16 protein-coding genes are annotated in these 12,641 nt (G+C 32.3%); 7 read left to right on the top strand and 9 right to left on the bottom strand.

The genetic code is table 11. The features are described 5' to 3' along the window. Position 1: 1 nt before the first annotated feature. Together ABID96_RS03390 and ABID96_RS03385 are read right to left on the bottom strand one after the other, a co-directional pair. Complete coding sequence (locus tag ABID96_RS03390; protein WP_192600820.1) at positions 2 to 382, bottom strand: MerR family transcriptional regulator; 381 nt, start codon at positions 380 to 382, stop codon at positions 2 to 4. A 160-nt stretch (positions 383 to 542) separates the two neighbouring features. Continuing rightward, positions 543 to 998, bottom strand: a complete 456-nt coding sequence (locus ABID96_RS03385) for an SRPBCC family protein (RefSeq protein ID WP_192600819.1) — start codon at positions 996 to 998, stop codon at positions 543 to 545. A gap of 334 nt (positions 999 to 1,332) precedes the next feature. Between ABID96_RS03385 and ABID96_RS03380 the strand changes: the two genes are divergently transcribed. The 4 genes from ABID96_RS03380 (at position 1,333) to ABID96_RS03365 (ending at position 3,639) form a co-directional block, all read left to right on the top strand. After that, positions 1,333 to 2,103, top strand: a complete 771-nt coding sequence (locus ABID96_RS03380; RefSeq protein ID WP_192600818.1) for an isocitrate lyase/PEP mutase family protein — start codon at positions 1,333 to 1,335, stop codon at positions 2,101 to 2,103. Positions 2,104 to 2,124: 21 nt separating this feature from the next. Then, on the top strand, positions 2,125 to 2,694 hold the full coding sequence (locus ABID96_RS03375) for a bifunctional transcriptional activator/DNA repair enzyme AdaA (protein WP_192600817.1): 570 nt from the start codon (positions 2,125 to 2,127) through the stop codon (positions 2,692 to 2,694). A gap of 206 nt (positions 2,695 to 2,900) precedes the next feature. After that, the gene (locus ABID96_RS03370; RefSeq protein ID WP_158093232.1) at positions 2,901 to 3,047 is read left to right on the top strand and encodes a hypothetical protein; all 147 of its coding nucleotides are present in this window, start codon (positions 2,901 to 2,903) and stop codon (positions 3,045 to 3,047) included. Positions 3,048 to 3,258: 211 nt separating this feature from the next. Beyond that, positions 3,259 to 3,639 carry a DUF4183 domain-containing protein gene (locus tag ABID96_RS03365; RefSeq protein ID WP_087999628.1) on the top strand — a complete coding sequence of 127 codons (381 nt, stop codon included), beginning with the start codon at positions 3,259 to 3,261 and terminating at the stop codon, positions 3,637 to 3,639. An 83-nt stretch (positions 3,640 to 3,722) separates the two neighbouring features. Here the strand turns inward: ABID96_RS03365 and ABID96_RS03360 are convergent, their stop codons facing one another. Then, positions 3,723 to 4,178 (bottom strand): DUF4183 domain-containing protein, encoded by a 456-nt coding sequence (locus tag ABID96_RS03360; RefSeq protein ID WP_377896627.1) that lies wholly within the window; start codon positions 4,176 to 4,178, stop codon positions 3,723 to 3,725. 307 nt (positions 4,179 to 4,485) lie between these two features. Between ABID96_RS03360 and ABID96_RS03355 the strand changes: the two genes are divergently transcribed. After that, positions 4,486 to 4,737, top strand: coding sequence for a hypothetical protein (locus ABID96_RS03355; RefSeq protein ID WP_192600816.1), 252 nt, complete (start codon positions 4,486 to 4,488; stop codon positions 4,735 to 4,737). Positions 4,738 to 4,906: 169 nt separating this feature from the next. On the opposite strand, the gene ABID96_RS03350 is transcribed toward ABID96_RS03355, so the two are convergent. After that, positions 4,907 to 6,229 carry an ArsB/NhaD family transporter gene (locus ABID96_RS03350; RefSeq protein WP_192600815.1) on the bottom strand — a complete coding sequence of 441 codons (1,323 nt, stop codon included), beginning with the start codon at positions 6,227 to 6,229 and terminating at the stop codon, positions 4,907 to 4,909. Positions 6,230 to 6,566: 337 nt separating this feature from the next. Between ABID96_RS03350 and ABID96_RS03345 the strand changes: the two genes are divergently transcribed. Together ABID96_RS03345 and ABID96_RS03340 are read left to right on the top strand one after the other, a co-directional pair. Beyond that, positions 6,567 to 7,106 carry a sigma-70 family RNA polymerase sigma factor gene (locus ABID96_RS03345; protein WP_192600814.1) on the top strand — a complete coding sequence of 180 codons (540 nt, stop codon included), beginning with the start codon at positions 6,567 to 6,569 and terminating at the stop codon, positions 7,104 to 7,106. Next, positions 7,087 to 8,463, top strand: a complete 1,377-nt coding sequence (locus tag ABID96_RS03340; protein ID WP_192600813.1) for a DUF4179 domain-containing protein — start codon at positions 7,087 to 7,089, stop codon at positions 8,461 to 8,463. Before ABID96_RS03345 ends, ABID96_RS03340 begins: the two co-directional genes overlap by 20 nt. 68 nt (positions 8,464 to 8,531) lie before the next feature. On the opposite strand, the gene ABID96_RS03335 is transcribed toward ABID96_RS03340, so the two are convergent. The 5 genes from ABID96_RS03335 to ABID96_RS03315 form a co-directional block, all read right to left on the bottom strand. Next, positions 8,532 to 9,236 (bottom strand): polysaccharide deacetylase family protein, encoded by a 705-nt coding sequence (locus ABID96_RS03335; protein ID WP_192600812.1) that lies wholly within the window; start codon positions 9,234 to 9,236, stop codon positions 8,532 to 8,534. Between the two features lie 105 nt (positions 9,237 to 9,341). Continuing rightward, positions 9,342 to 10,193: an alpha/beta fold hydrolase gene (locus tag ABID96_RS03330; RefSeq protein WP_192600811.1), complete on the bottom strand. Its 852-nt coding sequence runs from the start codon at positions 10,191 to 10,193 to the stop codon at positions 9,342 to 9,344. Between the two features lie 135 nt (positions 10,194 to 10,328). After that, a complete protein-coding gene (gene bioB, locus ABID96_RS03325; protein WP_192600810.1) occupies positions 10,329 to 11,324 on the bottom strand; it encodes a biotin synthase BioB in 996 nt (331 codons plus the stop codon). Positions 11,325 to 11,337: 13 nt separating this feature from the next. Then, on the bottom strand, positions 11,338 to 12,036 hold the full coding sequence (bioD, locus tag ABID96_RS03320) for a dethiobiotin synthase (protein WP_192600809.1): 699 nt from the start codon (positions 12,034 to 12,036) through the stop codon (positions 11,338 to 11,340). Between the two features lies 1 nt (position 12,037). Further along, the gene (locus tag ABID96_RS03315; RefSeq protein WP_192600808.1) at positions 12,038 to 12,610 is read right to left on the bottom strand and encodes a biotin transporter BioY; all 573 of its coding nucleotides are present in this window, start codon (positions 12,608 to 12,610) and stop codon (positions 12,038 to 12,040) included. Positions 12,611 to 12,641: the final 31 nt, after the last annotated feature.

Raw genomic sequence — 12,641 nt, 5'->3', positions numbered from 1 at the left:
TCTACACCTCCATCTCAGATAATGTTCGTTCAAACTTACTTTTCATTTTCACTATCTCTTTTTTTAATAGTGTTAGCTCCTTTATTTTTTGTTCTAGTTCTTCAATTTTCTGGATGCCATATTCAATTGTTTTTTTCAACTGCTTTTCTCCAGTACGATCAATCGTGAATAAATTAATCATTTCTTTTATTTCCTGTAAATTGAAGCCCAAATGTTTCCCTCTTTGAATTAAATAGAGACGTGTTCGGTCTTTTTGACTGTATTTTCTTCTTCCACTTTCGGAATAAGTAGGTTGGAGTAAGCCAATTTCTTCATAGTATCTCAGCGTTCTAGGGGTCATTTCAAACTCTTTTGATAATTCACGTATTGTATAAAACGCCAAAAATCCCCTCCCCTTTCTAGTTCATACTTTTATTATAAAGTTTACGTAAACGTAATTTTCAAGATGAAACACTTCGACAAAATCAAACAAATATCATCCGTTTCTCTTCATTTAACAAACTGAATTGTCAATCCTACAACAGAATTGTAAATTAATTTATTCAAACCATTATCTCAGCAATTTTTTTCAGCTCATTTGCTCGAGTTGTAATAAACGATTTCATATATTTCTTTAAAAATAATAGATCAGCTAATACACCAAGGTAGCCGAGAGGAGATTTATATTCAAAATGGTCATGCATTAAAGTACCCCCTTTAACTTCTTTGAACTCATGAGTATGAGTGAACGAGTGGAATGTCCCCTCTACCATTACATCCTGAAATTTATATGGTCTTTCCATTAATGTGACTTGAGCAGTCAATCTTTGCTTAATACCAAAGTGAAAGGCTTCCCATATCACAATGTCACCAAGCTCTAGTAGACCTTCCATTACTCCACCAACAACTCTTTCCTTTGTTTTTGTAGCTGTCAACGTATGAATCGTAACATTCCTCGCAAGGTCAAAACATATCTCGATTGGTGCTTTAATGAATTGTTGATGTTCTATGAAAGGCATCCTATTAACTCCTTCTACTTATCTATATTTTAGTATTAAAAAAGGAAAACCATAATTTAATTTGGTTTTCCTTCTACTATTCTATAAATTAAGTTATTGTCCCTTTGTTAATTTCTCTATAACTGCTTGTAATCCATTTACAGTATTATCTAATCGATTAACTACGTGGAAAATTTCTTGAAGGTCACTAAGTTGTTTTTGCACTAAATGATTGCATTTTGAAAATTATTAGCAAAAATTCCGCTGATTTTTGACTATAAGAGCAAGAATGAGGACGAATTTAGCTATACTTCATTGCTAAAATAGGAAATAACTTATTTTAGGAGGAACTAACATGAATAAAATACAAATTTTTAATGAGCTCAATACATCAGATGATTTATTATTTTTAGGCAATGCATGGGATTTACTGTCAGCATTAACACTTGAAAAAGTTGGATTTAAGGCTATTGGCACAACTAGTTGGGGTATTGCTAATTCAATCGGACTTGCAGACGGAGAATTAATTGATTTTGATCGCCATTTACGAATCATCAAATCTATTGCAGAGAATGTAAACATTCCTGTTTCAGCAGATATTGAAGCAGGCTATAGTGAAGATATAAAAACAATTGTATACAATGTTTTAAGAACTGCAGATGTTGGTGTTGCTGGGATTAATATTGAAGATTCATTTAAAAGTCATAAAGGGCTAAAGAGCATTTCACAACATAGTAAACTCATATCAGAGATTAGAACTGCTTTAGATAATAATGGTTTTCAAGACTTTTATATTAACGCAAGAATAGATACTTATTTCCAACTTGAACATCCACTGATTGATACGCTGAATCGTGCAAAGGCATATGTCGAAAGTGGCACAAGTGGAATTTTTGTACCTGGTTTAAAAAATGAACATGAAATAAAAGAAATCATCTTACATGTAGATGCACCACTTAACATATTATCTTTACCAGGATTAACAAATTGTAATAAGCTTAAAGAACTTGGTGTGAAACGTTTTAGTTTCGGTAACGCATTGTCAGATATGATAATCTCATATTTGGAAAAGACTGTCGAACAATTAATTGAAGGTAAAGATACATCGATTTTATATGAGGCTTAAAAATGAAAGGGTGATTGATAGATGGCTAATATAAATCTTTCGTTTGAAGAAATGTGGGAGAAAATTATTGCATGTGATCGCAAGTATGATGGCTTATTTTTTACTGCAGTAAAAACAACGAAAATATATTGTCGACCTTCATGTAGATCAAGGAAACCTAAAAAAATAAATGTAGAGTTTTTTTATGACTTAAACGAAGTTGAAAAAGCAGGTTTTCGAGCTTGTAAAAGATGTCAGCCAGAAATCGATCACTCACCCCAAGTGATCCTAATTAGAAATGTAATTACCTTCTTAGTAAACCATTATCAAAAAAAGATTATATTACAAGATATTGCAGATCATGTAGGTATTAGCCCTTTCTATCTCGAAAGGCTTTTCAAACAAGAAACAACAGAAACTCCTCGCACGTATTTAGAAAAAATTAGAATAGATAAAGCAGCTTATCTTTTAAAAAACACTGACCAATCGAATCTAGAAATTTGCTATCTAGTAGGTTTTCAAAGCCCATCAAACTTCTATAAAATCTTTAGACAAATTAAAAACTGTTCACCTAACGAGTATAGAAATTTTGTATTAGCACATCGAAATTAGAGAACTATAGTAGCTCCTTTTTAGGGTTGAGGATTCTTTTTAAATTCGAACCAGATTTTTTGGGATTCTTCTTTCAATTTTAATTGTCTTTTTAGTTTCTAATATAACACCAACAATTATTCAGTTGATCCCTTCCACTTATTGTTAAGAAATTGTTCGAAAATATATACGTAATATCGCACATACTACTCGTGGAGGTGATAAAAATGGGTCACAATCAAAATCCACATGCTCATGTAAAAAAGAAAAAGCAAAATAATGGTCAACCAGAACCTGCTGCGGTAAATTCTGAAGGTTATTTTGCTCCTAGTAAATCAAATACAGAGGCACTCAATGAAGTAAAAAAACAATAAAAAATGACCGTCTTTGACGACGGTCCTAAAAGAAAAGTAAGAGTAAGATTTCTTCTTTCTCAATAAATCCATTCCATACTGTCAATTTGTACAAATGTTTTGTCTTTAAAAAAAAGATTTTACTATATAGTTTGTCCCCCAATCATAATATATGAATTGTTCATAATATTATAATTCAGAGTAAATTTCTTACAAAGAAAGGAGACATACTATGGCACTTCAATTAATGAAAATTCTTGTTGATGCTACTGCTACAATTGAAACTGACCCGACTTCTTCCAGATACTTTTATATCACTACTTCAACTACAGCAGGTGGTGCTACTTTAGATATAGACGCTGCAAGTTTCTTAGATGATACTGGCGCAGCTGTTACTTCCCTTCCTACACTTCCTACAAATAATAGTTACTTTAATGTATTTATTAACGGTGTTTTACAAATGAATGGCATCTCAACATACACTCCAGGAGCAACAGGTGTTGGATCTCTAGAGATTGCAGTTCCAGTTGGGGGAAGTATTTTGACTGGCACTCCAATCGTATTAGAAATCGTTAGCTTTGCACCTACTTCAGATATTACAGTTTCAACATAATGAAACTTTCAGTCTGAATCTCTTGTTTTTTATACTGAATACAAACGGAAAGATTCCTCAAAGGAACTTTTTTATCTTTGCATTTATAATTGATAAATTGAAATAAATTGAAGAATGATCACAACTCCCTTTATTGGTATGTCTTCTGTCAGTAATGTTAGCTTACCTTTTTCAACTTTATAGTTTACAGTAGGTTGCAAAACCCCATTAATAAATAAATTAATATATGAAACCTCATTCGGTGACATGATGTTTGTAATTCCATATTCAACTAAGCCATCTTTGTTTGTGTAAACTGATCTTTCACCATCAGAGTATGTAAAAAATAATAAATTTGATGTTTGTAGTGGAATTGGAGGAGCCGAATATCCGTATGTTCCAAGATTTACAGTTGTAATTAATAATTCCCAGCGAATGCCATTAAATCGATAAAAAACTCGATTTCTAGTATCTAAAAATAGACTCCCACATTCCGGATTCACTGGACGTTTAGAAAGTGTTCCAGCTTGAATTGATGGGATATCCCCTGCATTTATCACAAAATCTATATTAGATAAGTCATCTTTAATAATATTCTACCACTCCCTTCATCAATACTTTGAATTCATCGTTTTTCTAAATATATGATGTTCTAAAAGGATAAATCCTAATTTCTATATAAAAAAGTACTACTTCTTTATTTGAAGTAAATGCAGTGTAAAGTCCTAACTTTTCTGTTTGAATGCTTGTTGTAATAAAAACTAATTGATCCTTCAAAATCTCCTTTTGTCATTAAAAAGACGAATGCGAAAAACATTAACCACAACTAAAAAAGGTTATGTATAATAATGATAGAAGGTGATATAAATGGAGAAATTATGCGGTAAATGTTCAAAAGAAGCAGGGATGACCAAAGAAGACCGTTACGAACTTGCAAAGTCACGTATCCCTAATACAGTTTATACTTGTACTAACTGTAAGGAAGAGCATTCTTTAGAAATAAAGAAAACCAAAATGGGTATACATGTAGAACCGATTAACACTACGAGCGAAAAGCCGAAAGCGCAAAAAAAGAAAAAAGACAACGAAAAAGAACAGCTTCAGTTTGAATTTTTCTAAGTATAAAACTTGTTCAATAAGAGATTTATTTGCTTAATTTGTGGGGGCTAGTTCCCCGCATTTTTTTTATATAGTTTATTTCTTATAAACTAATTAACGTCTTAATTCAACACTCTTCTTTACCAAACAAACTAAAAAAGATGACAAGCTAAAGCTCATCATCTTTCTATTAAACCAAATATCGAAGGAATATATAAATATGTGAAATCACTAGTGATAAGATTGTAATTGGTAAACCGATTTTTAAAAAATCCCAATATCCAAACTTATATCCTTCTCGAGTAGCAATCCCCGCTGCAACTACATTCGCAGAAGCTCCAATTAAAGTACCATTCCCACCAAGACAAGCCCCTAAAGCAAGCGACCACCATAATACTTCAACCTGAGATGAATCAGGTGAAAAACCCATTCCAACAGCTAAATCCTGAATTAACGGAATCATTGTCGCAACAAAAGGAATATTATCAATCGTAGCAGATGCTATTCCTGAAACCCATAAAATTAACGGGGCAGCTACATTCATATTACCATTCGTTAATTCCAAAACTTTTTTTGCTAGCGATCCAATTAATCCGATATCAATTAATCCACCTACTAAAACAAAAAGACCAGCAAAGAAAAAGATTGTTACCCACTCTACACTCGCAAATACTTTTTCTAAATCATGCTCTTTTACACCGATTACCATTAATATGGTCGCTCCAAACATTGCAACAAGTGCTGCATCTAAATGTAGAACCGAATGTAAAACAAATCCTAATAGAGTAAAACCAAGAACAGTAAGTGATTTATACATTAGTAAACGATTTTTTATATAATCTGCTTCATTAATTGACATTAGCTTCTGAATTTCAGTTGGCGTTGTTACTAATCGTTTTCTATAAATAAAATAAATAATAACTGTTATGACAGCTACAATGATTGCAATAACAGGTGTTAAATTAAATAAAAATTCATTAAAAGTTAAATGCTTATTAGCAGATCCAATCATAATATTCGGCGGATCCCCAATTAAAGTTGCTGTTCCTCCGATATTTGAATAAATAACCTCTAGCATTAAAAAAGGAATCGGATCCACTTTTAAAATTTTAGTGATTGATAATGTTATCGGAACGATTAATAATATAGTCGTTACATTATCTAAAAAAGCTGAAGCGATTGCCGTTAATAATGACAATGTAACCAGAATTCGGATAGGTTGTCCTTTTGAAATTTTTGCTGCTTTAATCGCAATAAATTCAAAAAATCCTGATGTACTTGTTATGTATACGATGATCATCATCCCAATTAATAGTGTAATTGTTTCCCATTCAATATGTGTTGTTAATGCAGAATGTAAATCAACTACACCTATTGCCACCATAATTCCCGCACCCAATAGTGCAATGAGTGCTCGATTAATCTTTTCACTAATAATAAATGCGTAAGCAATTAAAAATACGATGATTGCGGCATAATATCTCCAATTATAAGCGTGTTCTAAATGCTCCATCTAAATTTCCTCCATAGTATTTTAAATAAGTTCCCTTGATGAATCGAATTCTCTTCATATTCAATTATTTATTTTTACACAATAAATATGAGCCTCAAAATATTAGCTTGATAGACTATAGAACTCTTATAACGCTAAGTTCTATTTTAAGTATTTGACCAAGCAACTATATTTTAGCATAAGTCTTAGAGTTGGAGCTCCCTTCAGTCTTTTTGAACTATATTGCTCTCTATTTTGTTTGTGAGAAATGGTTCTTACTGCCTTTTTTAATATTTTTTTAAATTTATGAAACTTTTTCCTTCTATAAATACTCTAATATATGAAAGGGGGTTAAAAAGTGATTGATATTAACCTTATACTGGACGCGATTAACGGAGATGAAGAAGCTTTCGAGACAATTATAAAAGCAGAAAGCGATAAATTATATAAAACCGCAATTTTGTATGTCCGGAATAAAGAAGATGCATTGGATGTTATTCAAGAAACTGTATATAGAACATTTGTTTCTATTAATCAATTAAATAATCCTGAATATTTTAGTACTTGGCTAATTAGAATTTTAATTCATACTTCTTATCAATTATTAAATAAGAAAAATAAAACTGTCTTGTCTGGTGATGCACTCATTCATAAAATTTTAGAAACAAATCATCAAAATGTAGAAATGGAAATTGACTTACCACTTGCCCTCTCCACTTTGGACAATTCCTATCAAACGGCTATTATTCTCTTTTATTATCACGACCTATCCATTAAAAGTATAGCTGAAGCGATGGAAAAGCCTGAAGGTACAATAAAAACCTACCTTAGGCGTGCCAAAATTGAATTAAAAAAAGTGATAGAAGGAGCGAAGAACTATGAACAAAGAATGGTTTAATGAACAATTAGCCGATATAGAAGTACCAAAAGAGGAAGTATTTGCTGCAATACATAGAGGATTTGCTTTAGGAAAAGATGAAATTAAAAAAACAAAGAAAAAATTTCAACCGAAGAAAATGGCATATATCGCAACAATTGCTGCTTCACTTTTATTTGTGTCAGGCTTTGTTTTTCAACCAATCACAGCCGTTTTGGCAAGCGTTCCAATCATAGGTTCTATCTATGAAAATTTCCATTCTGACATAGGGAAAAAACTAGAATCCAATGGTCTGGTTGGAAAACTTAACGAAAAGGCAAGTGATCATGGTATTGATGTAACGGTGACCAGTGCGTATTATGATGGAAATAATATTGGCATTACTTTTAAAGCTGATGGAAAAGGAATATTGGAGAATCTGACCAGTAGTGTTGAACCAGAAGCAGGTTATACACTCCAACAATTTGATGGCGTTGAACAAAAACAGTGGTCTGGTACAAGAGAGCCGTTGATGAAAAAAGGTGAAGAATACATTGGGGCAATGACATTAGAATATCCACTTAAAACCTTACCATCAAAAATTAATTTACCGTTAACTTTTACATATATGGGAGGAAAAAAAGGGAAATGGAGTTTTCATGTTCCTGTCCAACAAATACTTGCAGAAGAAATTTCTTCGAATGCTAAAAGCTCATCACAAGATGGTACTTATTCCTTAAAAATGCAGTCCATCATCAAAGGAAAAGCAACTACCGTCATTAACTATCAAACGAAAGTAATTGATGAAAGTGATACATTAACAATGAGAGTTTATGATGATCATGGAGAAAAACTTAACCTAGAACAAGTAGATCAACAGCGCGCTACATTTAAAAGTGAAATAGATAAAAAGGCTAATTATTTAATGATTTATCCTGAGTTCTCGAAAAATGAAGATGATACTATCAAATCAATAGATGTACTACCTCAAAATATAGTAAGTAAGCGATTTGGCTATAGCATGAACATTGATAATGTACAGAAAAAGAATCAGTATTTTATTGTCGATTACAAACTTAAAAATATCAATACATCAGATATAAGAAAAGACATCTTACAAAGCTTCGCGGATCAGATTAAACTAGTCAAAACTAAAGATACAAATGGACTCACTGGCCAAGCTCTTTATGAAAATTTAAAAGCAGATTCCATACTTTACGCTAAAAAAGCTAGTGTTGTTGATGAAGAATCGTTACATTATCAATCTACCTTCTCAATCGAACACGTAAAAGGATTTAATGAAAATGATTATTCAATAATGGTTCCATTTGGCATACTAGGTTTGAATTCACCTCCTGTAAAACTGGATCCTATAAAAGTAAGTTTGAAAAACGAATAGTAGTTTATTAAAAAACCACCTAATTTTTATTAGGTGGTTTTTACATTATAGGTATGAATAACTTTTATTTATTGCATTTTCTGAAGTTCATCTACAGTCACAAATTGATATCCTTCTTTAGTTAATGACTGTAAGATTTCTTCAATTGTTTTCAATTCATTTCCAGTTTTATCATACATTGGATGAAGTAAAATGATTGAACCTGGTTTTATATTCTTCTTAACATACTCTACTTTGTCAGCAGCAGAACTATAGTAAGTATCAGGCTCAATATTCCAAGTGATCGTCTCTTTTTGTACTTTGTTTAAATAATATGGCAATCCAATCATTTTTTTGCCATTTGGCGGTCTAAAATCTATTTCACCTTTATATCCAGCAGCTTCTCTAATTAATTTATCTGTCTTCTCAATTTCTTCTTTTATAAACGATGGTGATTTTAATACCATTCGGTCATGTGAATATGTATGGTTACCTACTTGATGACCAGCACTCACTATTTTTTTAGCTTCTTCAGGATTTTTTTCAATTTCATTACCAATTAAGAAAAAAGTTGCTTTTACATTGTATTGATCTAACAGTGGCAGAATTTTATCAACATTTTTAGTTGGACCATCATCGAATGTTAAAGCGACCACCTTTTGATTTGTTTCCACTGAGTCAGTTAGTCCACCAAATAATTGAAACGATCTTGAATTCATTAATTTGTACAACCCAAATAAAATTAGAAAGATAAATAGTATTCTTATTAAAATTTTACTTAATTTTTTCTTCATAAAATATACCTTACCTTTAAAGTGTTTAATTACCAATCATTGTATCATAGACATAATTATGACGAACTTAAATAGAAAATCCTATCTAAGTTGTCCGCCCTGCGTTTATGATTGTAAAAAATTATCTACAATAGAAATCTGTTCATTAGTGTTTAATGCCGGTGCATGACCTAGTTTTGGAATCGTAACTAATTGGCAATTTTGTCTTTGCTCCATTTTTAACGCAACATCTAATGGTAAAACGTCAGATATTTCTCCTCTAATCAGTAATGTTTTAGCCTGAACTTTTTCCCAATACCCCCAAAGGTTTAAGTCTTCTTCATGCTGAAATTGTAAAGCAATGTTTGGATCATAGTCTGGACTAAACCCTCCCGTGTCTCTTCTTCTACATGAATGTTTAGTAAAGTGATTCCATTCATCTTCATTATATAGACCAAATGAGGCATAAATCATTTTATAATATTTCATCAATTCACTAAACGTATTGAAAACTGGAGGTGCCCCAACATAGCGAATAATTCGTTTTATACCTTCAATATCCTTAGGACTATTTTCAGATGCACCTGCACCAATATCATTTAATACTAGGTGGCTAATGCGTTTTTGATGAGTCGTGGTTCCCGCAATTCGTATACCAATTGCACCTCCCATTGAAGTTCCAACCCAACGTACTTGTTCAATTTCAAGGTGATCTAGTAATGCGATAGCAAGATTACTATAGTGCTCAAAGCAATACTCATTCTCAGGATTTGTACTCCACTCGCTCAATCCTCGTCCAATCGTATCCGGGCAAATGACATGATAGTTTTTGGCAAATTTGCTCGCTATGATATCAAAGTCACGCCCGTTTCTAGTTAAGCCATGCCAACATACAACAGTGGGCTTTTTTGGGTCCCCCCATTCAGTGAAATGAACTTCCATTCCATTAATCGTTTTAAATCTAGATTGATATGACATAAACTTCACCCTTTCTTCAACTTGTACCGTTATGAAGATATTCTTTTTATTTCAAAATATCCCTGTCTTCTAATCTTGAGAAATAAAATAAGCTGCATATAAATTAGCAGCTTTACTATGTATCTTCTATTCAATTTAAAGACAAAGCTCTTCTTGCTTTTGTACCAATTCTATTTCAAAGCCTAGGTCCTCCAACATTTTATGGTCACTATTTGTTTCCTGACCTTCTGTCGTTAAATAATCACCTATGAAAATACTATTTGCAGCGTACAATCCTAGTGGTTGTAAACTACGAAGATTTACTTCTCGACCGCCTGAAATCCTTATTTCTTTCGTTGGGTTCATATATCTAAAAAGTGCTAACACTTTTAAACAATAACGCGGATTTAACTCATTCACACCTTCAAGCTTTGTTCCTTTGATCGCATGTAAAAAGTTAACTGGAATTGAATCTGCATCTAATTCACGTAAAGCTCTCGCTAAGGATATAACATCCTCTTTCGATTCCTTCATACCAATGATTGCACCTGAGCAAGGTGAAATACCAGACTTCTTAATTTTTTCAACTGTATCAATACGATCCTGATATGTATGAGTGGAAGTTATGTAATCATGGTGCTCTTTGGAAGTATTTAAATTATGATTATATCGATCTACACCAGCTTCTTTTAAATCACTTGCTTGTTCTTCTTTAATGATCCCTAAACAAGCACACACTTTTAATCCATACATCTCTTTTATTTCTTTTACAGCCTCAGTAACTGTATGAACATCACGATTAGTTGGTCCTCTACCACTCGCTACAATACAATAAGTTCCAGCTTTTAACTCAAACGCACGCTTTGCTCCTTCTAGAATTTCTTCTTTCGATAAAAAAGGATATTTTTCAATCGTAGCGCTAGAAATAGACGACTGTGAACAATAGCCACAATCCTCTGGACAATAACCACTTTTTGCATTAATAATCATGTTCAGTTTTACTTTTTTCCCATAATAATGTTTTCGTATTGTAAAAGCACCTTGTAATAGAAGAAGAATCTCATCGTCGTCACATGTTATGATTTGCATTGCTTCTTCATCAGTGATTTCTTTACCCAAAATTACTTCCTGCGCCAATTTAGTCCAATTCATCAAATCCCTCACTTTATATCAATTTTTCAGTCATGATCATATTTTGAAACTGAAGATTACTGATTTTCGTAAAATCCTCTGGCTGTTTGTATTCGGGTATTAAACCAACTACATCCAGACCCGTCATTTTTTTTATCATCATTACATTATCTTTTTCCATTACATTTAATCTGGATGGTACTTTGTTTATGACTAACCCTTTGATCTCAATTTGATGAGATTTTAAGTATTCAGTTGTTAGTAATGTATGATTTAATGTACCTAGCTTTAACGTTGTAACAATGATGACAGGTAGTTTTAATTCTTTCATCAAATCAATTGTGTCAAAGTCTTCTTTTAAAGGAACTGCTACTCCACCAGCACCTTCCACAAATATGATTTCATGCTGTTCTTCTAATTCTTTATACCGTTCAAGTATAACCTCTTCATTCATCGTTATGTTTTCTAGCTTACTAGCCAAATGTGGTGATACAGGTGTTTCAAGTGTATATGTATTGTAATAAGAAAAATCCTCTTTAAGGTCTAAATATTCCTTATAAAATGCAACATCTTCCCCTACTAATCTATTATTCTTTTTCACTACTCCACTTTGAATCGGTTTATAAGGAATCGCATCAACTCTTATCTGCTGCATGGCTGCAACCAAATGTGAAGTAACAAATGTTTTTCCAATATTCGTATCTGTTCCTGTAATAAAATATCCTTTTCCCATATTACGCAGCCAACTTCTTTTCACTACTTCTGACTTTAGAAAAATGTCCATATAATCGTTTCGCTAAAATACTGCCAATGAAGGCTAAGCAAATATCTTGTCCAACACTATAAACAAATCCCATCATCATAACTGCTTTAAATGAAGTCGGACTGTCCAGCCATGTGTTTAATGAAATATAAACATATAGAACTCCAAAGCTATAAACAATCAGTAAACCAACTAAATTAGCAAACATAAAGTGTTTGAGATCTGGCTTTTTCATTTTTTCAATGATAAATCCAATCACATATGCAGCAGCAATGAATCCAATTAAATAGCCAAAAGTTGGTTTTAAAATATATTCTGGACCTCCCCCAGAAGCAAAAACTGGTATTCCGATTAACCCCATTCCAACATATAGTGACTGGCTAATGAATCCTTGTTTACTCCCCAACAGACACCCAGCTAAAAATACAAATAATACTTGAAGAGTGAAAGGAATGACTGGTAAAGGAATTTTTATAAATGCTCCAATTGATGTTAATGATGCAAATAAAGATATGACTGTTAATGATAAAGTTTTGTTCTGCATAACATCCTCCCTATTAATCTTTCAAATTGAC

Source organism: Gottfriedia sp. OAE603, from assembly GCF_040543965.1.
Lineage (GTDB): Bacteria > Bacillota > Bacilli > Bacillales > Bacillaceae_G > Gottfriedia > Gottfriedia solisilvae.
Note: the sequence above shows the minus strand (reverse complement) of the source record. Positions and strands in the feature narration are given on the sequence as shown.

Excerpts from the sequence above, each read along its gene's own strand:
- ABID96_RS03385 (WP_192600819.1), bottom strand. The coding sequence starts at position 998 with ATGCCTTTCATAGAACATCAACAATTCATTAAAGCACCAATCGAGATA.
- ABID96_RS03380 (WP_192600818.1), top strand. The coding sequence starts at position 1,333 with ATGAATAAAATACAAATTTTTAATGAGCTCAATACATCAGATGATTTA.
- ABID96_RS03375 (WP_192600817.1), top strand. The coding sequence starts at position 2,125 with ATGGCTAATATAAATCTTTCGTTTGAAGAAATGTGGGAGAAAATTATT.
- ABID96_RS03370 (WP_158093232.1), top strand. The coding sequence starts at position 2,901 with ATGGGTCACAATCAAAATCCACATGCTCATGTAAAAAAGAAAAAGCAA.
- ABID96_RS03365 (WP_087999628.1), top strand. The coding sequence starts at position 3,259 with ATGGCACTTCAATTAATGAAAATTCTTGTTGATGCTACTGCTACAATT.
- ABID96_RS03355 (WP_192600816.1), top strand. The coding sequence starts at position 4,486 with ATGGAGAAATTATGCGGTAAATGTTCAAAAGAAGCAGGGATGACCAAA.
- ABID96_RS03350 (WP_192600815.1), bottom strand. The coding sequence starts at position 6,229 with ATGGAGCATTTAGAACACGCTTATAATTGGAGATATTATGCCGCAATC.
- ABID96_RS03340 (WP_192600813.1), top strand. The coding sequence starts at position 7,087 with ATGAACAAAGAATGGTTTAATGAACAATTAGCCGATATAGAAGTACCA.
- ABID96_RS03335 (WP_192600812.1), bottom strand. The coding sequence starts at position 9,236 with ATGAAGAAAAAATTAAGTAAAATTTTAATAAGAATACTATTTATCTTT.
- ABID96_RS03330 (WP_192600811.1), bottom strand. The coding sequence starts at position 10,193 with ATGTCATATCAATCTAGATTTAAAACGATTAATGGAATGGAAGTTCAT.
- bioB (WP_192600810.1), bottom strand. The coding sequence starts at position 11,324 with ATGAATTGGACTAAATTGGCGCAGGAAGTAATTTTGGGTAAAGAAATC.
- bioD (WP_192600809.1), bottom strand. The coding sequence starts at position 12,036 with ATGGGAAAAGGATATTTTATTACAGGAACAGATACGAATATTGGAAAA.
- ABID96_RS03315 (WP_192600808.1), bottom strand. The coding sequence starts at position 12,610 with ATGCAGAACAAAACTTTATCATTAACAGTCATATCTTTATTTGCATCA.